22 protein-coding genes are annotated in these 22999 nt (G+C 64.4%); 5 read left to right on the top strand and 17 right to left on the bottom strand.

Going from position 1 to position 22999, the window contains the following annotated elements; all coding sequences use genetic code 11:
* Nucleotides 1-67 precede the first annotated feature (67 nt).
* The 4 genes from AC1MBU_RS14040 to AC1MBU_RS14025 all read right to left on the bottom strand — a co-directional run bounded on the left by AC1MBU_RS14040 (nt 68) and on the right by AC1MBU_RS14025 (nt 6554).
* Nucleotides 68-3172, bottom strand: a complete 3105-nt coding sequence (locus tag AC1MBU_RS14040) for a glycoside hydrolase family 2 TIM barrel-domain containing protein (RefSeq protein ID WP_346027216.1) — start codon at nt 3170-3172, stop codon at nt 68-70.
* Between the two features lie 158 nt (nt 3173-3330).
* The gene (locus AC1MBU_RS14035; RefSeq protein WP_479787615.1) at nt 3331-4659 is read right to left on the bottom strand and encodes an ABC transporter substrate-binding protein; all 1329 of its coding nucleotides are present in this window, start codon (nt 4657-4659) and stop codon (nt 3331-3333) included.
* A 63-nt stretch (nt 4660-4722) separates the two neighbouring features.
* Nucleotides 4723-5556, bottom strand: a complete 834-nt coding sequence (locus tag AC1MBU_RS14030) for a carbohydrate ABC transporter permease (protein WP_479789798.1) — start codon at nt 5554-5556, stop codon at nt 4723-4725.
* Nucleotides 5557-5621: 65 nt separating this feature from the next.
* Nucleotides 5622-6554, bottom strand: a complete 933-nt coding sequence (locus AC1MBU_RS14025; RefSeq protein ID WP_479787613.1) for a carbohydrate ABC transporter permease — start codon at nt 6552-6554, stop codon at nt 5622-5624.
* A gap of 255 nt (nt 6555-6809) precedes the next feature.
* Here AC1MBU_RS14025 and AC1MBU_RS14020 point away from each other — a divergent pair, with 255 nt between their 5' ends.
* Entirely contained in the window at nt 6810-7457 is a 648-nt protein-coding gene (locus AC1MBU_RS14020) for a TetR/AcrR family transcriptional regulator (protein ID WP_346027213.1), read from the top strand.
* A gap of 57 nt (nt 7458-7514) precedes the next feature.
* Here AC1MBU_RS14020 and asd read toward each other — a convergent pair whose 3' ends face one another.
* The 10 genes from asd to AC1MBU_RS13970 all read right to left on the bottom strand — a co-directional run bounded on the left by asd (nt 7515) and on the right by AC1MBU_RS13970 (nt 17453).
* The gene (gene asd / locus AC1MBU_RS14015) at nt 7515-8666 is read right to left on the bottom strand and encodes an aspartate-semialdehyde dehydrogenase (protein WP_056543905.1); all 1152 of its coding nucleotides are present in this window, start codon (nt 8664-8666) and stop codon (nt 7515-7517) included.
* Between the two features lie 77 nt (nt 8667-8743).
* Entirely contained in the window at nt 8744-9151 is a 408-nt protein-coding gene (locus AC1MBU_RS14010; RefSeq protein ID WP_479787611.1) for a hypothetical protein, read from the bottom strand.
* Nucleotides 9152-9155: 4 nt separating this feature from the next.
* Entirely contained in the window at nt 9156-9809 is a 654-nt protein-coding gene (locus tag AC1MBU_RS14005) for a hypothetical protein (RefSeq protein ID WP_479787609.1), read from the bottom strand.
* A gap of 27 nt (nt 9810-9836) precedes the next feature.
* Nucleotides 9837-10787 (bottom strand): hypothetical protein, encoded by a 951-nt coding sequence (locus tag AC1MBU_RS14000; RefSeq protein WP_479787606.1) that lies wholly within the window; start codon nt 10785-10787, stop codon nt 9837-9839.
* A gap of 48 nt (nt 10788-10835) precedes the next feature.
* Nucleotides 10836-11435 (bottom strand): dihydrofolate reductase, encoded by a 600-nt coding sequence (locus AC1MBU_RS13995; protein WP_346027209.1) that lies wholly within the window; start codon nt 11433-11435, stop codon nt 10836-10838.
* Nucleotides 11432-12241 carry a thymidylate synthase gene (locus tag AC1MBU_RS13990; protein ID WP_277358695.1) on the bottom strand — a complete coding sequence of 270 codons (810 nt, stop codon included), beginning with the start codon at nt 12239-12241 and terminating at the stop codon, nt 11432-11434. Before AC1MBU_RS13990 ends, AC1MBU_RS13995 begins: the two co-directional genes overlap by 4 nt.
* Nucleotides 12242-12278: 37 nt before the next feature.
* Complete coding sequence (locus AC1MBU_RS13985; RefSeq protein ID WP_479787603.1) at nt 12279-13244, bottom strand: NUDIX hydrolase; 966 nt, start codon at nt 13242-13244, stop codon at nt 12279-12281.
* Nucleotides 13244-15469, bottom strand: a complete 2226-nt coding sequence (locus tag AC1MBU_RS13980) for an RNA degradosome polyphosphate kinase (RefSeq protein WP_471672018.1) — start codon at nt 15467-15469, stop codon at nt 13244-13246. Before AC1MBU_RS13980 ends, AC1MBU_RS13985 begins: the two co-directional genes overlap by 1 nt.
* 72 nt (nt 15470-15541) lie before the next feature.
* Nucleotides 15542-16534 carry a mycothiol synthase gene (gene mshD, locus AC1MBU_RS13975; RefSeq protein ID WP_056543922.1) on the bottom strand — a complete coding sequence of 331 codons (993 nt, stop codon included), beginning with the start codon at nt 16532-16534 and terminating at the stop codon, nt 15542-15544.
* Nucleotides 16535-16748: 214 nt separating this feature from the next.
* Entirely contained in the window at nt 16749-17453 is a 705-nt protein-coding gene (locus tag AC1MBU_RS13970; protein ID WP_056543925.1) for a winged helix-turn-helix transcriptional regulator, read from the bottom strand.
* Nucleotides 17454-17712: 259 nt separating this feature from the next.
* On the opposite strand from AC1MBU_RS13970, the gene AC1MBU_RS13965 reads away from it, so the two are divergent.
* The 4 genes from AC1MBU_RS13965 to AC1MBU_RS13950 all read left to right on the top strand — a co-directional run bounded on the left by AC1MBU_RS13965 (nt 17713) and on the right by AC1MBU_RS13950 (nt 20809).
* A complete protein-coding gene (locus AC1MBU_RS13965) occupies nt 17713-18450 on the top strand; it encodes a hypothetical protein (protein WP_471672016.1) in 738 nt (245 codons plus the stop codon).
* A gap of 193 nt (nt 18451-18643) precedes the next feature.
* Nucleotides 18644-19243: a heme-binding beta-barrel domain-containing protein gene (locus tag AC1MBU_RS13960; protein ID WP_479787599.1), complete on the top strand. Its 600-nt coding sequence runs from the start codon at nt 18644-18646 to the stop codon at nt 19241-19243.
* Between the two features lie 82 nt (nt 19244-19325).
* A complete protein-coding gene (gene ygfZ / locus AC1MBU_RS13955; protein ID WP_479787597.1) occupies nt 19326-20411 on the top strand; it encodes a CAF17-like 4Fe-4S cluster assembly/insertion protein YgfZ in 1086 nt (361 codons plus the stop codon).
* Nucleotides 20408-20809, top strand: a complete 402-nt coding sequence (locus AC1MBU_RS13950; protein WP_277359841.1) for an ankyrin repeat domain-containing protein — start codon at nt 20408-20410, stop codon at nt 20807-20809. The genes ygfZ and AC1MBU_RS13950 overlap by 4 nt, the downstream gene beginning before the upstream one ends.
* On the opposite strand, the gene AC1MBU_RS13945 is transcribed toward AC1MBU_RS13950, so the two are convergent.
* The 3 genes from AC1MBU_RS13945 to AC1MBU_RS13935 form a co-directional block, all read right to left on the bottom strand.
* Nucleotides 20806-21546, bottom strand: coding sequence for a GNAT family N-acetyltransferase (locus tag AC1MBU_RS13945; protein ID WP_346027204.1), 741 nt, complete (start codon nt 21544-21546; stop codon nt 20806-20808). The genes AC1MBU_RS13950 and AC1MBU_RS13945 overlap by 4 nt on opposite strands.
* Before the next feature lie 42 nt (nt 21547-21588).
* Complete coding sequence (locus AC1MBU_RS13940) at nt 21589-22614, bottom strand: 6-phosphofructokinase (protein WP_479787593.1); 1026 nt, start codon at nt 22612-22614, stop codon at nt 21589-21591.
* A gap of 132 nt (nt 22615-22746) precedes the next feature.
* Nucleotides 22747-22989: a PspC domain-containing protein gene (locus AC1MBU_RS13935; protein ID WP_277359844.1), complete on the bottom strand. Its 243-nt coding sequence runs from the start codon at nt 22987-22989 to the stop codon at nt 22747-22749.
* Nucleotides 22990-22999 lie beyond the last annotated feature (10 nt).

The following is a 22999-nucleotide window of genomic DNA, read 5'->3' as shown; positions in this document are numbered from 1 at the left end:
GACATTTTTCTAGTACACAGATTCGAACTTCCCCGGTCTCCTCGAGAGGGCGCACGCAGGCTGGCCGCTATGCAGTGGCGGACATGAGCAGGGTCAGGCTGCGGGCTTCCGGGGCGAGAGCCGCTGTTGGCCATACATCCGGCCCGCATGAGCGGGTGCCAAGCCCGTGCTGTGCTGCGTCGAGATAAAGCCAGGAGCGATCCGAGGCTGGTAGTTCGTGCGGGTGCGCTGCGGTGGCGAGCTCTTGGGCTGTGTGTCGGGACAGCGTGAAACCGGGCAGGCGTCCCTGCGGATCCGGGAACGCGTCGATCCGCAGCCATGGGTGGGCCCCGGTGCGGAGATCGAGGGAGCGCAGGCCGCTGCGGTGGCCTGTTTCCTGTGGGCGCCCGTATTTGACGGGGAGCTCGTCGATACCAGCCTGGTACCGCCCCACCAAAGCCGCGTGGACACTGTCCGGGTAGGATTCGTGCGGGCCGAGACCGAACCAGGAGGCGCCGTCCACGGTGTCAGGTAGACCGAAACGAACTCCTGCGCGTGGCCAGACGCCTTCCCAGCCGCTGCTGGGAAGGAGATCGATGCGCAGCCATAGGCACTGTCCGTCGAGTTGCCACGTCTCATCGACGGTGACGCAACGGGCCTGGTCCGCGGCCCCGTAGCGGGTGCGGACGTGCACGGCGCCCGTTTTGGTTTCTATTGATTCAACCCTTCCGTGCATACGGTTCAGCCCGGCCGAGTGCCAGCGTTCCGCCGATGACGGGCCAGGTCGGCCGTTGCCTGGGACGCCGTGGGCATCGGGTGCCCAGGGGTCCGAGTCGATGTAGCTGCCGACTAACCGGCCGCGGTCGTTGTCGGTGGGGGCGCGGAAGAGCTCCAGGCGTGGGCCTTCTACTGTCAGGCCTGCCAGCGCGACGAGGCGGCCGTCGTCGAACACGGCCGGGCCAAGCTCAAGTCGGTTGGTGCCGACGGCCGGTGCAAGCGAACCCAGGACCGGTCGCGGACCGGCGGGCGCGGATCGTTCAGCGAGCTGCATCTGTGCGGCGGAGATCTCATGTCCTGCTTCCGCCCACGGCGTGTTCTTGGCGAGAACGGCTTCGACGGTCAGCCACGCCTCTCCCCGGCAGCCTTGCCCCGTGGTGGGCAGCGCGAGCACTGCTTCCTCGCCGGCTTCGAGGGGCCCGCCGTGCTGGCCGAGAATCGAGAGCTCACCGGAGGCGACCGTCTCACCGTTATCCTCCAGCCGCCAACGGAAGGTGAGGTCTTCGGTGCTCGCGGTATGGCGGAGATTCCGCACGCGTAGGAGGGGCTTGCTTCCAGCGTCCTTTCCGCCCGGTGATTCGAAGGAGATCCGTATGGGGGCGACGACGGCCTTGAACTCGTAGAGGCCGGGGGTCGGTGTGGAGTCGGAGAGTACGAGACCGTCGAGGACGAAGTTTCCGTCGTGGATTTCTTCTCCGAAGTCGCCGCCATAGGCGAAGTACTCGGTCCCATCGGAGGTGCGGGTACGGAGTCCATGGTCGCGCCATTCCCATACGAACCCGCCGTGCAGTCGCGGGTACCGGTCGACAAGCGCCTCGTAGAGTGAGAGGTTACCGGGGCCGTTGCCCATCGCGTGGGCGTACTCGCACAGGATGAACGGCTTGGTACGCTGCCGGGCAGCCTCGGCGGCCGAGCAGCCGAGCAGCGGATTGGTGTCGCCGTCACGGCCGATTGTCTCCGTTTCAGGCACTGTGGAGTACATGCGCGAGTAAACGTCTGTGTAGGCGCCCGTGTAGTCGCTTTCGTAGTGGACGGGTCTTCCGGTGTCCCGGGCATGTACCCACGCGGACATCGCAGCGAGGTTCGCGCCCGTACCGGATTCATTACCAAGGGACCACATGACGATGGACGGGTGGTTTTTATCTCTCTCCACCGTCCGCTCAATGCGGTCGAGGTAAGCATCATTCCAAGCAGCGTCGTCGCTCGGGTTACCGACCCAGTCGTGCCGCTCGAACCCGTGCGTCTCAATGTCGCATTCGAGAATGACCCAGAAGCCCAGCTCGTCCGCCAGTTCGAGCAGCCGCGGGTGGGGCGGATAGTGGCTTGTGCGGATGGCGTTCACATTGAAGCGCTTCATGAGTAGAAGGTCTTCGCGGGCGAAGTCTTCGTCGAATACACGTCCCTGTTCGGGGTGGGTCTCATGCCGGTTCACGCCGTGGAAGGTCACTGTACGGCCGTTAACCAGGAACTGGTCGCCAATGATTTCTACGGTTCGGAACCCGATCCTCAGCGCGATTGTCTCCGTGGTGCTGGCGACAGTCGCGTCGTAGAGTTGCGGTATTTCGGCGGACCAGGCCTGGACGCTGCCCACCTCAAGCGGCGCGACATCCGCGGGTTTGGCCCACTCGACGTCGATCCCGAGCTCCGGGATGCTGAGGCGGATGGGGAATGACGACGCCGGTGCGATCACCTCTGGATCGAGCGTCCCGATTCCGTCGTGGTAACCGGTGCGGAGCCAGAAATCCTCAATTCCACCAGCCGGGCGTGCCTGAAGTGTTACGGAGCGGAAAATGCCCGGGAGCCACCACTGGTCCTGATCCTCGACGTAGCTTGAAGCGGACCACTGATGGACGCGGACGGCGATCGTATTGGTTCCGGCCCGAAAAGCTGGCGTGACATCGAATTCTTGGGCCAGACGGCTGCCTGCCCCCCAGCCGATCTCTTCGCCGTTGACCCATACCTTGTAGCGGGATTCGACGCCCTCGAAGCGCAACACGATGCGTTCAGCCTGGACCCACTCCGCCGGAATCTCGAAGGTGCGGCGGTAGTCCCCGGTCGGGTTCTCATCAGGGACGAACGGCGGGTCGCATGGGAAGGGGAACTGGACATTCGTGTAGATCGGGCGGCTGTAGGCACCGTCACCTTCAAGCACCCAGTGCGATGGAACGGGCAACGTGTCCCACGCGGCGTCGTCGTACTCTTCTGTGGCCATACTCTCGGGCGCCTCGCCCTGGGGGAGGAAGCCTCGACCGCCGGGCGTGCCGGGCACGCCGGGGAGGAGGCGGAAGCGCCACTCACCGTCGAGCGTCAGTGACGGAGCGTCGCTGCGCAGCCAGGACCGTGCAGGGAGGCGGTTTCCTCCGCCGGGGGCGGTATCGGTGATGTAGGCGGCAACTTCAGAACGGCGGGGGATCACTTTGACGGCTCCTTCAGTGAGGTCTCCACGCTACGAGGATGGAGGACGATTATGGTTGCGACGGCCGTAATGATTGACAGAAATGCCCGGCCGTGAAGGGGCCCACTCAATCAACCGTGTCAGGCCGATTGAGTGGGCAAACTGGTTCCTGCGACGCGTTACTCGACTACAGGAATGGACTGCGCCTTCAGTGACTCAATGGTTTGCTGTTCGCCGCGTTGGAGGGCTTCCATGAGGGTGGACTCGCCTGCGATGGCGGCCCCGAAGCCGTCGGAAACGTCGGTGTAAGTCTGGGTCATGGTTGGTCCCCAAGTGAACTCGGGGTCGACGTTCTGCGCGGCCTCGGCGAAGACGTCATAGACAGCCTGCCCGCCGAAGAACTCCGACTTACCGCTGAACGCTTCGAGGTCGGCGCCAGCCTCAGCCGCCGGGTAGAGCCCGCCGAGTTCGTTTGCGAGAGCCAGTGCTTCGGGATCGGTGTTCAGCCACAACGCGAACTGCACCGCTTCATAGGGGTGATCGGATCCTTTCAGAACTGCTGTGGTGGAGCCGCCCCAGTTGCTGGCTGAGCTCTGGCCTTCGTCCCACTGCGGCATCGGGGCAACTGCCCACTTGCCTGCGCTGTCCGGGGCAGCGGCCTGCAGGTGCCTGGTGCCCCAGACAGCGGATACCCAGGTCCACTGGTCGCCTTCGCTGATTGAGGCGTTCCACTCATCGGAGAAGGAGGGCACCGTGGACACAAGGTCGTCCTCGAGCATTCCCTGCCAGTACTCGGCAACCTGCATGGACTCTTCACCGGTCAGGTTGACCTCCCAGCCATCGTCCTCGCTGCTGAACCACTCGCCCCCGGCCTGCCAGACGAGGCCGGCGAACCAGTTCACGTCCGCGCGCTGGAAGTTGTGAATGTATCCGTCTTCCTCGCGGATCTTCTCTGCCGCGGCTGCATATTCTTCCCAGGTGGTCGGCACTTCGATGCCGGCCTGCTCGAAAAGGTCGGCGCGGTAGAACATCGCCATGGGGCCGCTGTCCTGCGGAACCGCGTAGACGGCGTCTTCTTCCCCGAAGGTCACCTGGTTCCAGGTCCAGTCAATGAACTGGTCACTTGCTTCGGTGACGCCTTCGCAGGTGGCGATGTTCTCCAGACCGTCCTGGACCCGGAAGTTGGGTAGGGCGTCATACTCGATCTGGCCGAGGTCAGGGGCATTGCCCGCCTGCAACTGATTGAAGAAGTTCCGGTACGTGCCGGCGTTCCCGTTGGGGCCGGTCTGGACGGTGACCTGGATGTCGGGATTCTCCTCGTTCCACAGCTCCACCACCTGGTCCATACCGGGAACCCACGTAGTGTAGGTGAGCTCCACGGGTTCGGTGGAAGGTTCGCACGTCACTGCTTCGGGAGCGCCGGCAGAAGATCCTCCGCCGGAGCACCCAGTGAGGGCCAGCGCGGAAATTATGACGACGGCGGCGGTCTTTCCGTGATACATACGCATTCTGTTGTTCCTTTTCGTATGGACGGTACCGGTAGGCGGGCGCCTGCCGATGGGTGGAAGGGTTTATTTGACGCTTCCGGCTCCGAGGCCGCTGCTCCAGAAGCGCTGCAGGCCGAGGAAAGCGATGATGAGGGGGACGATGGAGACGAGCGCGCCGATAATCACGAACGTGCGCAGCTCCGGGATCTGGCTGATTTGGCTGTTCCACGCGTACAGACCCAGCGTCACCGGGAAGAGAGCCTGGTCGCGCAGCATGATCAGCGGGAGGAAGAAGTTGTTCCAGATGGCGACGAACTGAAACAGGAAGATCGTGACCAGGGCCGGTGCCATCAGGCGGCTGGAGACAGTGAAAAAGGTTCGCACCTCACCGGAGCCGTCCAGCCGGGCAGCCTCGAGGAGTTCCCCGGGAACCGAAGCCGCGGCGTAGATCCGCGCAAGGTAGACACCGAAGGGGCTCACAAGGCTGGGCAGGAAGACCGCCCAGTAGGTGTTGGTGAGGTTCACTTCGCTGAAGATCAGGAATAGCGGCAGCGCCAGCGCGGTGGCCGGTACCAACACACCGCTTAGGACAACATTGAAGATGAGTTCCCGGCCCCTGAACTCGTACTTGGACAGGGCATAGCCACACATGGCGGCGATGATCGTGCCGAGCACCGCGCCAGCTCCCGCGTAGAGGGCGCTGTTGGCCAACCATTTGACGAACAACCCATCCTGATACTGGAAGAGCCCGATGAGGTTGGTGAAGAACGTCGAGATGGAGTTCGGTGTGAACCAGAGCGCTGCCGTCCCTGTGATTTCGCTGCCGGACTTCGTGGAGGTGACGAGCAGCCACCAGATCGGGGTCAGGAAGTAGAGGGTGAAGACGCCCATGATGAGCATCGCCGCGGCGCGAGACATGACACTCTGCCGGGGTCCGCGGGAATGGATCTTCTCCGCGGTCGACAGGGGAACGGTTGGCGCGCTCATTGGGATACCTTCCGTTGGGTTGCCTTCAGGAAGACAAAGGAGAGGATGAACGTGGCCAGTGCCAGAACGACGGAAAACGCAGCGGCCAGGTTGTAGTTGGGCACAGAAGCGGTGGTGTAGACCGCGAGGTTCGGTGTGTAGGTGCTGCTGATCGCCGAGCTGAAGCTGCGCAGGGTCTGCGGTTCAGCGAGGAGCTGCAGCGTGCCGATGATGGAGAAAACGGCCGTGAGGATGATAGCCGGAGTCACCAGCGGGATCTTGATCCGCCAGGCGATCTGCGCGTTGGAGGCGCCGTCAAGCCGTGCCGCCTCGTAGATTTCCGTGGGAATAGCGAGCAGCGACGCGTAGATGATGAGCATGTTATAGCCCACGTACACCCAGGTGACGATGTTCGCGATGGACCACAAGACCAGGGAACCGTCGAGGAAGTTGATTTCCGAGGTGACCGCACTGAATGGCGAGAGTGAGGGGGAGTACAGGAATCCCCACATGATTGCCGCGATGACGCCCGGCACCGCGTACGGGGCGAAGAAAGCCAGCCGGAAGAACTTCTTTCCCTTGAGGAGCGGCGAATCGAGCAGTAGTGCAAACAGCAGCGCCATGCCCAGCATGATCGGCACCTGTACGACGCCGAAGAGCAGTACCCGGCCCACGGAGGCCCAGAACGCCTGGTCCTGGAAGACGAGCGCGTACTGGCTGAGACCGCCGAAGACCTGCTGCGGCGGACCGAACGTTCCTTCACGCTCAACCGTCAGGAGCGACTGGATGACCGCGAAGATGATGGGCGCCGCGTAGAAGAGGAGAAAGAGCACTGCGAAGGGTGCAACGAAGACGGCTACCGCCTTACGTGTGCTGCGTCCCTTCTGCGCCGTTCTCGGCGATCGCCCCGCCGAGCGCGGCTGGGTATGGGCCTGATTCAGGGTAGCCATCAGGAGGCCTCCTTGCCTGTTGAATGGGTGCCTATAGCGCCGACCGTGCCTATGGGAACGGCGACGACGTTGCGCAACTTCAATCCGAGCACCAGCTTCGACCCGGGGTGCCGAGTGATAGGTGGTACGCGTTCTCGCCTCAGAGTTCGTCTCGCAACCGCGAGGGCGTAGTCAAGAGTTCAGGATGTCGATATGACGAGGATAACATGAAAAACGAGTAGTTACTCTATATTTAGGCCACCTAGACTTGGCTCCATGCAAACCAAGTCAACTGCCCGGGGAGGCACACGCGGACCTTACGCGAAAACTGCCGCGCGCCAGCGTGAAATCCTGGAGGCTGCGGTAGCCGTGTTCGGGTCCAAGGGCTACAGCGCCGGGAGCATCCAGGAGGTTGCCGACCGGGCTGGAATCGCACAGACGACACTGCTGCATCATTTTCCAACCAAGGCGCAGCTTCTTGTGGCTGTCCTTGAGTACCGTGACGAAATCAGTCCTGACACCCCGGGGACGCGCGAGCATTTCACCGAGGTCGTCGTTCAGCAAGCGAAGAATAACGAAGGCGTTCCCCATCTGATCGAGCTCTACTCGGTGCTGTGTGGAGAAGCGACCACCGAGGACCACCCCGCCCGGGAGTACTTCGTGAAGCGCTTTGAGCGCCTCAGAGGGGAGTACAGCAACGAACTGCGTTATCTAGCCAGCATCGGACGACTGCGGCCCGGCATTGACCCGGGCATCGCCGGACCCACGATTGTTGCCCTGTGGGACGGCATTCAAACCCAGTGGCTTCTCAATCCGGAGGACGTTGATGTCCCGCAAACACTCAAGGCCTATCTTGATCTGATCATCATTAGTCCCGAAACTGGGTCGGCACAGCAACCCATGGCAGACAGCAGCGGGTCGTGAAAGTATTTACGCCGGCAGACCGGAGCAGCCGGGTTAGACCCCGGTAGGGAAGCAGCCCTAGAGATTGCCGGTTGCGATCAGGAGCGCGCGGCGAAGCGGCTCGGCAGCACCCCACAGGAGCTGGTCTCCCACAGTGAACGCGCTGATGTATTCCGGCCCCATTTCGAGTTTGCGGATTCGCCCAACGGGAATCTGCAGGGTACCGCTGGCCGCCACCGGGGTAAGGCCTTGCAGGGTTGCTTCCTTGGTGTTCGGGACCACCGTTGCCCACTCGTTGTCCTGATCGATCAGTGTTTCAATCTCAGTCACGGAGAGGTCTTCTGTGAGCTTCAGCGTGAGCGCCTGGGAGTGTGATCGCATGGCGCCGATCCGTACGCACAGTCCGTCGAAGGGGATCCGGGCTCCCTCGATGTCCTTGCCCAAAATCTTGTTGGTTTCCGCGCCGGCTTTCCACTCTTCCTTCGACTGACCGTTGCCGAGATCCGCGTCGATCCAGGGAATTACCGATCCAGCAAGCGGTACGCCGAACTGGGAGGCGTCCATGGCCGGATTCTTCTGCTGGGTCAGCACTGCGCGGTCGATGTCGAGAATTGCTGACGCCGGGTCTGCCAGATTCTGGGCGACTGCGCCGTGGATGGACCCGAATTGGTTCAGCAGCTCGCGCATATGCCGGGCTCCGCCGCCCGAGGCTGCCTGATAAGTCATGGAGGTTCCCCACTCAACCAGGCCGTTTCTGAACAGCCCGCCGAGGCCCATCAGCATGCAGGAGACCGTGCAGTTGCCGCCGATGAAGTCGCGGACACCGCGGGCGAGCCCGGCATCGATCACGTCCCGGTTCACCGGGTCCAGCACAATGATGGAGCTCTCCTCCATGCGCAGCGTGGAGGCGGCGTCGATCCACAGGCCGTCCCACCCGGCGTCGCGCAATTTGGGGTACACCTCTGAGGTGTACCCGCCGCCCTGGGCGGAAACGATGATGGGCAGCTTTGCCAGGGCCTCGACGTCATAGGCATTCTGCAGCGGACCGGCGCCCTCGGCGAACGACGGAGCCGCGCCACCGGCATTGGACGTGGAGAAAAAGACCGGGTTGATGAGACGGAAATCGCCCTCATCCTGCATGCGCTGCATCAGGACGGAGCCGACCATCCCACGCCAGCCGACCAAACCGACGGAGGGCGCGGACGAGGACAGGTGCGCAGCGGTTGTCATGCCTCCAGTTTAGGCGAGGATGCCACTCTCGTGCCGGTCAGTTACGTCACAGCCGTAGGGCGACGACGCCGCGCGGCTCAGTAGGCGGGCCGCGGCAGCCCGCGCGCCTCGCGCAGCTTGTGTGCGCGCCACTCCCGCACGAGGTTTTTGACGGCGAAGATCTCGAGTATCACCAGGAGAGCCGGAATAACAAGGAATCCGAGCATCCCTGAATCGCCCTCAACCAGAAGGTTCCGCAGGGGAAGGTAGACAAAGATGCCAATGATGACCGCAATAGCGAGAACATAGACAAGATGCCCCCAGCGCGTGTTGATGCGCGGACCCAACCCGAGACGCCCCACACCGTACTCATCGCGGGTATAGCTGACGAGTTCACCGTTGATCCCGCGCGTCAGCACTCGATTCTCACCGGTCCGCGCCACCTGATCCTCGTGTGCGGCCCTTGTTACGGCATCCCGGCGTTCCCGCTCGGCGTTGTAGACCAATGCTTCAGTCCTGTCGTAGTGCGCGTAATTGGGCCAGCACATCGCCGTCGGACAGGCCCCGCTTTGATTCAACGGAATCCGCGCCCGGCAGTCGGCGTCCAACAGTCCAGGCGCCCTCTTCCACCTTGATCAGCAACTCACCGGCCTCAGGGGTCTCCCGGTTCTTCACCAGTGCACCGCCGTCCGGATGTTCAGCACAGTGAGACTGCACGATGAAAAGGTTTGCTTCAGCGCTGGTGATGTCAGGCCGCTTGGCCATCGCGAACCAGGTGAGGTGGCTGCGCGGTTGCATCAGTATCTCGTACTCCGCGGATTCGATGGAGACCACGCTGTCCGAGTAATCGGGCGCTACCAGGCTGATCTCGATCCTGCGCCGGGCGGTCGTAAGTGCACGGGTCACCGCAGCCACAGGGCCGCCGACCGAGAGCACGCCGTCGCTGTCAGCAAAGGCCAGGCCGCGTGCCACAAGGGAGGAGCCGCCCGCCGCAACCATGCGGGTGTCACCGACTTCATCGCTCACCCGCAAGGCTGCGGCACTCGCCGTTGCGGCTGCGCCCGGAGCGAGGCTCAGCAGAGCTGCCACCTCGGCGAACCCGAATCCGATGGCGTCGGGATACGGGCTGTCGGCCTGCTCAGGCTTCGACACGGTCTCGGTCATCGTGCTGCTCCTCGTGCGATTGAAGTCCTAGAAACCAAAGAAATCACCGACGGCTTCGGCGCCGTCGGAAAGGGCGCCGCCCACATCCTCAGCGGTATCGGCGATTGCCCCGCCCACAGCATTGACGGCGTCGTGCACCACCGGAACGTTGTCATAGATGGCAAGGGCTCCACTGGCCACCATGGCGACTGTGCCTACTGGTGGGGGAAGGAAGGAGGCGACCCCGAGAACCGTTTTGGCACCGGAGTAAAGTGCATCGCCCGTGTCCCCGTTATTCAGGTGGTTGATCGTGTCGTACAGGTCCAGCCCGGTGCCGACGACGCCGAGCCCCTTGCCCAGCACATCGAATGCAGCGAAGGCTCGGGAGCCTTCAGTCAGGTTCAGCGCCGTATGCCAGTTCCCGTCGAAGAGGTCGCCGGAGGTGTTGAAGAAGCCGCTGAGCATGTTCGAGTTGCGCAGCGCAGTCCAGGCGGCAGGGTCGCCGAAGCCGCTCCGCAGAGCCGGCGTCAGCATCGCGCCGATGTCGAAGAGCCCGGCGCGCATGTTCGGGAACGCCTTGATGAGCTGGTACATATCCCAGCCGTCACGAAACGGCGAATCGGGACCGAGTAACCAGTCCGGACCCGGCACGTTACCGTCTTCTCCGGGGATGGGCATACGTTCCGATCCGCCCGCCGGTGTCATGCCCGGCCCGCCAGCCCCATCAGCGTCTGAACTTGTGCGCTCCTGGTCAACGGCCTGCTCCAGCAATTCGGACTTGGCTCGATCGAGACTGTTGGAAGCGGACAGGATTTGCATCCGCAGTACAGTGTTCCACTGCTGGCGCGTCTGGTCGGCGTCGCTGCCTTTCCAGAACCCGGGATTATTGACCACCGCGGAGACGCTGGCGGAGATGTCGAGCAGGGACTGTGCCCCTGCACTGCAGTGTTGCGCCAGCGAGCGCAGCTGATCCGGGTTTGCCCCCAGCGTCCCAGTCATTTTTCCCCGTGCCTCTTACCTTGCCTGATCTTCGTCCCGCTACTGAGACTACCCAGCGGGGCGGGTATCCCGCGATGGGGAGGGCTGCCCACCTTGCTCCGCCCGGGCCCACAGGCTAATCCGGAACCGGGTTCCGTTCTGCGCGGTGGTCCAGCCCTCGGACGGCTCAACTCCGGCGAGATTCCAGGAATTCGCGAGTGCAGGAGCGTAGGTGTCACCCTCCTCCGCTGAGTCGATCACCGTGACATAAGCGGCGTTCGCGTGCTGGGCCGCTTCCGCATACACCTGACCGCCGCCGATGATCCAGATCTCGTCGGCACCCTCACTGCGCTGGGCCTCGCTGACGGCCTCTTCTAGCGAGCCGACGACGACGGCGCCCCGGTATTCTGCCGGGTCCGGATCCTGTCTACTCACCACAATGTTGGTGCGGCCGGGTAATGGGCGGTACTTCTCCGGGAAGGACTCCCAGGTGCGCCGTCCCATGATGACGGGATGCCCCTGCGTGGTGCGCCGGAAGTGTGCCAGATCCTCGGGCAGGTGCCACGGCATGGTGCCGTCCCGGCCGATGACGCCGTCCACTGTCTGTGCCCAGATCATCCCTACAACAGGGCTGCCGACCAGCGCAGCGGCGCTCAGGGACTCGCTCATACGGCGATCGGCGCCTTGATGGTCGGGTGGTGCTGGTAGTTCTCCACCGTGAAATCCTCAAGCTCATAGTCGAAGATGCTCTCGGGCTTCCGGTTCAGGCGCAGTGCGGGGTAGGGGTAGGGCTCGCGGGAGAGCTGTTCGGCAACCTGCTCAACATGGCTGTCATAGATGTGGACATCGCCGCCGGTCCAGACGAACTCGCCGGGCTCAAGGCCCACCTGCTGCGCCACCATGAGGGTGAGCAGCGCGTAGGACGCAATGTTGAACGGTACGCCGAGGAAGGTGTCCGCGGAGCGCTGGTAGAGCTGGCAGGAAAGCTTGCCGTCCGCCACGTAGAACTGGAAGAAGGCGTGGCAGGGAGGCAGTGCCATGCTCTCGATATCCGCAACGTTCCAGGCCGAGACGATGTGCCGCCGGGAGTCAGGGTTGGTCTTCAACCCATCGATGAGGCGTTCAATCTGGTCGATGTGGCCGCCATCGGGCGTGGGCCACGAACGCCACTGGACGCCGTAGACGGGGCCAAGTTCGCCGTCCTCATCAGCCCATTCGTTCCAGATCCGCACCCCGCGTTCCTGAAGCCAGGACACGTTGGAGTCGCCGCGAAGGAACCAGAGCAACTCCAGGGCCACTGACTTGAAGTGCACCCGCTTCGTGGTGATGAGCGGGAAGGACTCCGCGAGGTCGAACCTCAGCTGCCGCCCGAAAACGCTGCGCGTTCCGGTGCCGGTCCGGTCCGATTTCGGGGTCCCGTTAGCCAGGACGTCGCGGAGCAGGTCTTCGTAGGGTGTGGGAACCGGAGTAGTCACGGCATTTAGTCTAAGACCGGATCCCACACGGCCGGAATCAGTCGTCGTAGGCACGGAACTGCTCGACGGAGACAACCTTGCCAGCCTTCCTGCAATTGACCTGGCAGATGATCGCCTCACCGGGAGCCAGGTACGGATCCGACGCCGGCAGCAGCTCGCCCAGCTGGGACGGCATGTGCCCACGGAGTACGTCGAACAGCAGCGGCAGCACCGGGCGGTGGCTGCACACAGCCACCGGAACGCGCCGGTCGAACAGCTTCTCAACGGTGTTGCTGGCCCGTCCAGGCTTGCGGGCGGCGTCGCGTTCCGTAATGGCGTCCACGAGTTTCAGTTTCGCGTCGGAACGCTTCACATACGGCATGATCGTCTGCACGCAGCGGTCCCACGGGCTGCTGATGATGCGCTCGGGGGACCAGGCCTCGAGCAGTCGGCTGACGGCCTGTGCCTGCCGCCGCCCGGACGCGGCCAGCGGTCGCTCGCCCTCTGCGCGGGTCCACGAGGACCGCGGCTTGGCCTTCGCATGGCGGACGATGATCAGCGGCCAGGTGGCCAGACGGTCCTCAGCAAACGCTTCAACCAGGGCGTTCAGCGGCTCTCTGTCCGAGGGGTTGCTGAGCAGCTCGGCGGCGCGTTCGGGAGAGCACCACAGGAAGTCGTCCACCTCCTTGCCATCCGGTTGGGGGGTGGCGGCGTCAACTTTCGCTGCCCAGTAATGCACCACCTTCAGGCCGGACGCCACCGGGTACTCGATGGTCGGCAAAGGGATGCCGAGCTGCACCGTAATGCCGATTTCCTCACGGACCTCGCGTACGGCGCACTCGGGTGTGGTCTCACCCGCGTCGATCTTGCCCTTCGGCCAGGACCAATCGTCATAGCGGGGACGATGGATGAGAAGGACTTCCAGCGCACCCGAGCGCCTGCGCCAGCACAGTGCACCGGCAGCGACGACGGCGGCGCCCTTCTTGCTCTGCCTGCTCTCTACCGCTGTGTCCGGCTGCGTCATCACTGGCGGGCGGGCCGCAGACGGCTGCGGGAACGGGAGGCCAATAACCACGACTGCACGTCGCTCAGGGGATTGCCGTCGTCGTCCTTGTGGTGCCGGATCCACTCTCCGTCGCTGTCCAGGTGCCAGCTCGCCGTGCCGCTGTCGAGGTAGCGGTCCATCAGTGACAGCAGGTAGGTGATGTGTTCGGGTGAGGACAGCTGGACCAGCGCCTCGACCCGGCGGTCGAGGTTGCGGTGCATCATGTCAGCTGAACCAATGAATACCGCCGGATCTCCTGCGTTCGCGAATGCGAAGACACGTGAGTGCTCCAGGAACCTGCCGAGAACAGACCGGACGGTGATGTTCTCGCTGAGGCCCGGAACGCCGGGACGTATCGAGCAGATGCCGCGCACTATTACGTCCACCCGAACTCCGGCCTGCGAGGCCCGGTACAGGGAATCGATCAGTGACTCGTCAACGATCGAGTTCACCTTGATGATGACGCGGGCTTCGAGGCCGGCCTGACTGTTGGCGATTTCCTGCTCGATGCGTTCGATCAGGCCGGAGCGGACCGAGCGCGGCGCTACGAGAAGCCGTTTGAAGGTCGACTTCGGGGCGTAGCCGGAGAGCTGGTTGAACAGCCGTGAGAGGTCCTCGCCCACCTGGTGGTTGGCGGTGAGCAGCCCGAGGTCCTCGTAGTAGCGGGCAGTGCGCGGGTGATAGTTGCCGGTGCCGATGTGGCAGTAGCGGCGGAGTCCGTCGATTTCCTGGCGTACCACGAGGGAGAGCTTGCAGTGGGTTTTCAGGCCCACAATGCCGTACACGACATGCACGCCTGCCTGTTCCAGCTTCCGCGCCCAGGAGATGTTCGCCTGCTCGTCGAAGCGGGCCTTGATCTCCACCAGCGCGAGCACCTGCTTGCCCGCCTCAGCAGCATCAATCAGCGCATCGACAATGGGGGAGTCACCGGAGGTCCGGTACAGCGTCTGCTTGATCGCCTGGACCTTCGGGTCCACCGCGGCCTGTTCGAGGAAAGCCTGCACCGAAGTGGAGAAGGAATCATACGGGTGGTGCAGGAGGATGTCCCGGCGCCGCATCGCTGCGAACACGTTCGCGGCCTTCGAGGTTTCACTCTCATTGAGGTCCCGGCTGGTGTGCGCCACGTGCTTCGGATAGTGGAGGTCGCCGCGGTCAATACGGGCGATGACGCTGAGGCCCCTCAGGTCCAGGGGAGCGGGCAGGTCATAGACCTCCGCATCCTCAACACCAAGCTCGCGGGAGAGCAGGGCGCGGATGCTGGGGTTGATGTCCGTGGTGACCTCAAGCCGGACGGGCGGGCCGAACCGACGCCGCAGCAGCTCCTTCTCGAGCGCCTGCAGCAGGTTCTCGGCGTCATCCTCCTCAACCTCGAGGTCTTCATTGCGGGTAACCCGGAAGGTGTGGTGCTCGAGGACCTCCATGCCGGGGAACAGCTGGTCCAGATGGACCGCAATGACCTCCTCCAGCGGAATGAAACGGGCAGTCCGGCCTGCCACGTTCCCCGCGCGCGGCCCGTCAACGGAGATCAGCCGCGGCAGCTGGTCGGGTACCTTCACGCGAGCGAAGAGTTCCTTGTCGCTCACCGGATTACGCACGACGACGGCGAGGTTCAGAGAGAGCCCGGAAATGTACGGGAACGGGTGCGCCGGATCGACAGCGAGCGGCGTCAGGATGGGGAAGACCTTCTCGGCGAACAGCTTGTTCAGATCCTGCCGTGCAACTTCATCCAGCTCATCCCACGTGGTGAGGTGGATGTTCTCTCCGGTGAGTGCGGGCCGGATGTGCTCGGCGAAGATGGCGGCATGGCGGCGCTGAAGCGCGAGGCCGTCGGCCATGATCGTCTCGAGCTGCTCAATGGGGCTGAGGCCGGCGGCGGACGGGACGGCCAGCCCGGTGGCGATCCGGCGCTTCAGGCCGGCCACGCGGACCATGAAAAACTCGTCCAGGTTGGAGGCGAAGATGGACAGGAAGTTGACGCGTTCCAGCAGCGCCAGGTCCGGGTCTTCGGCGAGGTCCAGTACTCGGGCGTTGAAGTGCAGCCAGCTCAGCTCGCGGTCCAGGAAGCGGTCGGCGGAAATATCGCCTGACGGCAGCAGGCTCGGGGCGAACTCCGGGATGTCGATGCGGTCCTGGGTGGCCCGGGCGGGAGCTACTTCGGATGATCCGTACCGTGCCGGTACCCGAGCGGCGGTTTCGGCTTCCATAGTGTCTCCTTTGGTGGTTCCGGCGTGGGGCGCTGCCTGCCCTGGCAGGACAGGTGAAGGCCCTGCTCAACCTTACAAGTTGCCGGCTGTATTACCTGGTGCGTACATGACGTCCACGTCCCACCGGGTGAAGCCCAGCGAACGGTACAGCGCGACGGCGGCCGTATTGTCCGCGTCGACGTACAGCATGATGGCCTGCAGCCCGAGCGAGTGCAGGTGTTCAATTCCGGCAATCGTCAAGGCCTTTCCGAGTCCCATGCCCTGCGCAGCGGGAGTCACTCCCACGACGTACACCTCGCCGATGGCAGGGTGTTTGCCGCTGCGGGGGTGCACCTTGGTCCAGTGGAAACCGAGCAGCTCCCCGTCCGACTCCCGGACCGCAAGGATCAAACCCTGTGGATCGAACCAGTCCTCCGCCATCCGCGACTCCAGGTCCTCACGGGTCATGGCGCCCTGTTCAGGATGGTGTGCAAAGGCGGCAGCATTCGCTTCAAGCCAGGCCTGCTCATCCTTGCCCGGTTCGAAGGTGCGCAGGCGCACTCCGTCAGGCACCACGGCGTCGGGCACTGTCGCTTCGAGTGCGGCGCGCGTCTGCCGCATCCGCCACAGTTCACGGACCGGGATGAACCCGGCTTTGCCGGCGAGTTCGACGGCGGCCGCATGATTCCCGTGCGACCACACCCGCAGGTCCGGCAACCGGCGGTCCTGCAGCACGCGCACCAGGCTGCTGCCAACGCCCTGGTTGCGGTAGGTGGGCCGGACCACGAGCTCAAGCACGCCGGGTTGGCTTTCGCCACGTGGAAGGCTGACGACGGCGACGCCGGCCAGCTCCTCACCCGCCTCGCCGATGCCGTTTCCGTCACTGGCATAAGTTGCAAACACCAGCAGAGAATCCGGATGTCCTGAGGAGGTACGCAGGTTGACCAGCGTCTGTTCGGACAGCGGAGGGTTGCCGTCCGCGTCTTCCGCAGCACGGGCGAGGCCGAGGATGTCCTGCAGGACCTCAGCGCGTGGGACACCGCCGATGGTGCGGATGGGCCAGGTGGGTGCGTCAGCTGCAGTCATCTGATTAGCGTAGCCGCGGGCACCACCATTCCGGGAGGATTTTGGCGGCGTCGGGCGGCGTGGGGTAGGCTTTTCAAGCGTTCGAAAGAGTGCAACCGGGGGGATGCGCCAGTGGGGCGCCCTCGATACGTTCGACCCGTATGTCCTCCACAAACACAAAGGCTCCTTCTCCGCAGCGCGGGAGGGAGCCTTTGTTTATGCCTGCCGGCTGACGTTATGCCTGCTGACTGACTGCCGAGTCACCGCTCTGGCGGCTGAGCGTGAACCGGTAGCCGACGTTCCGCACGGTGCCGATCAACTGCTCATGGTCCGGGCCCAGCTTGGCCCGCAGCCTTCGCACGTGCACGTCGACGGTCCGGGTGCCCCCGTAGTAGTCGTAGCCCCACACCTCATGCAGCAGCTGGTCACGGGTGAAAACCCGGCCGGGATGCTGCGCGAGGTACTTCAGGAGCTCGAACTCCTTGTAGGTGAGGTTCATCGGCTCGCCGCCCACCCGCGCGGTATAGCTGGCCTCATCAATGACGACGCCGGAGGCATGGATCTCGCTCGATACCTCCTCGGCCGCGGTATGTGCCCGAGAAATGACAAGGCGCAGCCGCGCCTCTACCTCCGCCGGGCCGGCGGAGTCGAGGACGACGTCATCGGCCAGCCAGTTGGCGGCGACGGCCGCCATGCCGCCTTCGGTGAGAACCAGCATCAGCGGAGCACTGAGCCCTGTGGCGCGCAGCAGCTGCGTCAGTGAGCGGGCGCCCACCAGGTCCTTCCGCGCATCGATGATGACGACGTCGGACGGTTCAGTTTCGAGCAGCGCGGTGGGCTCGGCGGGAAGGATGTGCACCTTGTGGTTGAGGAGCTCGAGCGCCGGGAGGATCTCCACGGAGGAGCCGGGGCTGTTCGTCAGCATCAGGATGTGCGGCATGTGTCCTCCAGGGATTGGGACGCGCATCATCGGGCGGGCGCAGCGGTGACCGCGTGCCGAAAACAGCAGGACGTTCCGGCAGGCCGACAGCGGATTGCAGTCCAGTATACCGGTGTGACCCGGGGCACCCCCGTAACATCGCGTCCGAAACGGCTGATCCCTCGCTACACCGCGGGAATGATCCCGCCGGGAAGGCCACGGACGGATTTGCCGCTTTCGACGCCTCACGCGTGGGTAGTGCAGTATTGCAGGGGTGAGAATGATGATGGCGGCACTGGTTGCGGCGGTAGCACTGATAGCTGTCGTCGGCGCTTCTTACGTGTCGCTGACGGTGAGCGCCGTCGCCGTCGTTGTTCTGATCCTCGTGGCCGCGATCGGGTGGCCGCATCTGCTGGGAGTCCCGGCGCGCAAGAGCCAATCCGCGGCCATCGCGCTGAGCGCCCTTGCGGCCACCGCCGCCGCCTACTTCTCCCCCTCGGGGGCAGCGCTGACCTGGCTCCCGGTTGCTGTGGCCCTCGGTGTCGGGGCAATCTTCCTCATTCAGCTCCTCCGGGGTACCGGCCAGAGTCACCGCCTCGAATCAACGCTCGGCGCGAGTTCCGGCGTGCTGCTCATCGCGCTGGGCGCCGGCTGGGTCGCTGCCGAGAACCTCGGAGTGAACGCGGGCAGCTCCGGTGTCACCCTCGTGACGGGAATCAGCGTCCTGATCGCAATCGCCACGGCCCTGCTGCCCTGGCCTGACCGCATGGTCGGGCCGCTCGGTGTTGTCCTCGCGGCGCTCGCCGGACCACTGTGCGCGCTGATCTTCACGGATGTCGAGGGCCTTGCCGCCGCAATCATCGGCGCGGTGTGCGGCGCCGTCGTCATGGCCGGCCGGCGGCTCGTCATCAGCAGGGATACGCCGCTCAATCCGGCGGCCGTGCTCGCCGTGGGAGTCGCTCCGATCCTGGGCATCGGCTCGCTCGCCTATTTCCTCGAGCGGCTCCTGCTGAGCTGACGCGCGTGTCTCCCGGAACCGTCCAGAGTGGCGCACCCGGCGGAAACACGGCGTTAGGATGGAAGCATGTCAATTCTTGCGCTGGAAATCTTCTTCATCTCCCTGTTGGTGATCGCGGGCCTCGGCATGGCCGGCTTCGCTGCACTCGTCGTCACGCGCCTGTACAAGGGCCAGAAGTAGCGTTCGCTGATCCATGTCGTTTGAGATACCGACGGACCTGACTCCCGAGCTCGTTCCGCTGTCCTGGCTTCTGGGAACGTGGGAGGGCTCCGGCAGGCTGGGCGAGGGCACCGCTGATTCCGAGCACTTCTTCCAGCGTGCCGTGTTCACCCAGCACGGGCTGCCCTACGTGCAGTACACCGCTGAGAGCTGGCTGACGGATGAAGAGGGCAATACCCTTCGTCCGCTGTCGGTGGAGACCGGCTTCTGGGCGTTGGACCGCAAACTGAACGATGCCGACGTCGGGCCCGGCCTGTCGCCGGCGGACATCGTGCCTGCCCTGAAGAGCGCTGACGAGGTCGAGCAGTTCCGTAATGATGCGGGCGGGTTCGACATCACGGCCACAATCGTCCACCCGGGCGGTATCGCAGAGCTGTACTACGGCAGCATCAAGGGTCCGCAGATCCAGCTCTCCACGGACCTCGTGATGCGCGGCCAGCACGCCAAGGACTATTCGGCGGCCACGCGGCTGTTGGGCCTGGTCAACGGAGATCTGTACTGGCGTTGGGACATCGCGGCAGACGGCAGCTCACTGGAGCCGCATGCCTCCGCGATCCTCAGGAAGTCGTCCTGAGCGGCACTGCGGATTGTATGAGTGCTCCGTTGGAATACCCCTTGCCGGAATACGCTTTGCAGCCTATGACGTTGCCAACGGTATGACTTACTCAAGCCCGCTACTTTCCCTGCCCGGCGCCGTGGCTGCCGGCGCACCCGATGAGGGGGTGGCAGCGCACTACGGTGACCCGCTCAGGGAACAGCGTTCCCTGGCCCGCGGCGAGGCCATTGTTGATCTTTCCCACCGCGGTGTCGTCACCGTCAGCGGCCCTGACCGCCTGAGCTGGCTCAACACCCTTTCCTCGCAGCTCCTGCTCGACCTGGCGCCGGGTGAATCGACTGAAACGCTCCTGCTCACCGTGCAGGGCCGGATCGAATACAGCCCCCGCGTGGTCGACGACGGCGCTACCACCTGGCTGCTCACCGAAAGCTGGGAAGCCGCTCCACTTGCTGCATGGCTTGACCGCATGAAGTTCATGCTTCGGGTAGAGATTGCGGACGTCACTGGTGACTGGGCCACGCTCGGTTCAGTCCGGCCGGTAGAGCGGTTCGCGGACAACATCACCTGGACGGACGCCTGGCCACACATCCGCACCGGCGGGTACTCCTACAGTGTCGTCGGCGAGGAATCACACCCGGGTGCGGAGCGGCCCTGGCATGAATACCTGGTTCCCCGCGCGGAACTCGCGCAGTCCGTGGATGAGCTGAACCTGGCCGGTGTCATGGCGTCGGAGGCGCTGCGCATCGCTGCCTGGCGTCCGCGGCTGGGTGTGGAGACGGACGAACGCACCATTCCGCACGAGCTGGACCTCCTGCGGACGGCCGTCCACCTGTCGAAGGGCTGCTACAAGGGCCAGGAGACCGTCGCCCGCGTGCACAATCTGGGGCACCCGCCGCGTCGGCTCGTCTTCCTGCAGTTGGACGGAAGCCAGCACACCCTTCCGGAGCGTGGAAGCGCCGTCGTCGTCGGTGGCCGGACGGTGGGTACGCTCACCTCAGTCGGGCAGCATTATGAGATGGGTGCTGTCGGTCTCGCCGTCATCAAGCGCAGCGTGGACCCTGAGGCTGGCGTAGACGTGGTCGACGGCGAGGAGCACTACGCCGCCGCACAGGAACTGATTGTCGCCACGGATGCCGGCCAGGTTGTCGGCCGTCCCACCGGACTGCTGAAAGGCGGTAGGGGATGACCGAGCAGGAAGCCCCGGATTCTTCGGCTGACGCAGCAATCGCGCTTGCTCACCGACTCCTTGACGCAGCACGTGAGGGTGACGGCGCAACCCTGCGGAAGTATCTCGACGCCGGAGTGCCGGCCACGCTGACCAATGCTGCCGGAGACAGCCTGGTGATGCTCGCGGCCTACAACGGGCACGCGTCGGTCGTCGAGGACCTCCTTGCACGTGGAGCCGACGCAGAGGCCCCCAATGATCGCGGCCAGACTCCGCTGGCCGGTGCGGTCTTCAAGGGCTACGCGGACGTAGCGAAAGCGTTGCTCAGTGCAGGCGCCAGCCCAGACGCCGGAACGCCATCGGCCCGCGACGCCGCAGCCATGTTCGGCAGGACGGACATGCTGAAGCTGTTCAGCTAGCCGCGCTGTTCCGCCTCTCCTCGCACAGCGCCGCTTTCCAGCACAACGGAGGTCTGGCTCCCTGCGTGGACAAAGCCTGCCCGGAGCGCTGTACGCTGCGAGGCCACATTGTCCGTGCGGGCACGCCACTGCGGAATGAGTCCGGCAGCCATTGATTCCTCCACGGCAACCGACACTGCATAGGATGCATGACCCCGCCGGCGTTCATCAGGGGCGGTGAGGACGCCGAGGTGGGCAAGGATGCCTTCCCAGATGTCATAGCCGGCGCCGGCGAGCGGGAGCGGCGGTTCGCTGGACTCGTCCACGAGGACGCAGCTGTTCTCCATAGCGCTCAGCCCCACCTCGGCCACATCATCCGGCGGGCAGAGCCGCTCGAGCGCCCGCGCGTGCGCGGGGTCGCTGCTGACCAGGGGCCCGCTGTCCGGGAATGACGGCAGGTTGTCAGAGAAGTACAGGTACGCTTCGCCGAGCCCCCGTCCGCCGTGCGGGCGGCTCATGGACAGCAGCGTTGAATGCCGTGAAAGTTCGACGCCGGTCAGATCCTTTGCTGCGTCCAGCGCCCAGGTGGGGCCGACCAGCGCTTCCTTCCCGAAGAGGGACACGAACATGAGCAGCGGTGCGTTGTTGTCTTCGCGGTAGATGCGGTGGCATGTGCCGGCCATGGCGCCGTCGTCGAATCCCAGCAGCCTGGACCAGGCCAACTGGATGATCGAGATTGTGCCTGGTTCGAGGTTCATGGAACTCCCGTTAGCTGGGAAGGGCAGACGTCCGGGCGGTACTCAGCCGAAGAGGATGGCCGCTTCGTCGTAGCGGTGCTGCGGAACGCATTTGAGGTTGCCGAGCGCGGCATCGAAACCCACGTGTGCGATCTCGGTGCCGTTGAGCGAGACCATGGTGCCCCACAGCCCGTCGATGACCGAGTCGACGGCAGCCATACCGAGACGCGTGGCCAGCACCCGGTCAAAGGCGGAAGGGACGCCGCCCCGCTGGATGTGCCCGAGTACCGTGGCGCGGGTTTCAATGCCCGTTCGGGCCTCGATCTCGGGAGCCAGCTGGTCCGCGATACCGCCCAGGCGCGGCCTGCCGAAGGTGTCCAGCCCGCGCTCGGAGTGCGGCTGCTCCATGTGTGCGGGGACAAAGCCTTCGGCGACGACCACCAGCGGCGCGTGGCCGCGGTCCCTGGCATCGGTGACCCACTCGCAGACCTGTTCGATGGAGGTTTGCTGTTCGGGGATGAGGATGGCGTGTGCACCGGATGCCATGCCGGCGTGTAGGGCAATCCAGCCAACGTGGCGGCCCATCACTTCGGCGACCATGCAGCGTGAGTGTGATTCACCCGTGGTCCGGAGCCGATCGATGGCTTCGGTGGCAATCTGCACGGCTGTGTCGAAGCCGAAGGTGTAGTCGGTGGCGTCGAGGTCGTTATCGACAGTCTTCGGGACGCCGACAATCTTCAGCCCGGCGTCCGTGAGGCGCTTGGCCGCTGCCAGGGTGCCTTCGCCGCCAATGGCGATCATCGCGTCGATGCCGAGCCGGTCAAGGGTGGCCTTGATCGCGTCAGGGCCACCCTTGCCGTCGAACGGGTTGGTGCGCGAGGTCCCCAGAATGGTGCCGCCCTGCTTGGAGATGCCCCGGACCGCATGCCGCGGAAGGTCGATGATGTCGCCTTCCACTACGCCCCGCCAGCCGTCACGGAACCCCACGAACTCGAGGTTGTCGGTCTTGATGCCCTTCAGGACAGCTCCGCGGATTACCGCGTTGAGCCCGGGGCAATCGCCTCCGCTGGTGAGGATTCCGATCTTCATCTAAGGCGTTTTCCAATCAATGGTGGACTTGGGTGATCTGGTCAGGCGCCTCCTTGAGCCACGTATGATTCTAGACACACTGAACCGCCGCGGGGGTTTGTGAAGACCCCGCGGCGGTTCCGGAACCTACAGTCAGCGATTCGAAACGAGTTTTTCCAGCGCAATCGTGCCGTCGGTCTTGGGCAGCAGCAGCCAGAGCACTACGTACACCGGCAGGCCGATCACGGGCAGCAGGAAGCTGAGCAGGATGCCGATCCGCACCAGTCCCACGGACCAGCCGAACCTGAGGGCGATCCCGGAGGCGATGCCGCCGAACCAGCCGCCCGGCGCGCGTTTGATGGGGGAGGAGCGGAGGGCGTTGAAGAAGGAGTTCATTAGTCCATGC

It is taken from the genome of Arthrobacter sp. PTI12, assembly GCF_056679915.1.
This window is presented reverse-complemented; position numbering and strand designations above follow the sequence as displayed.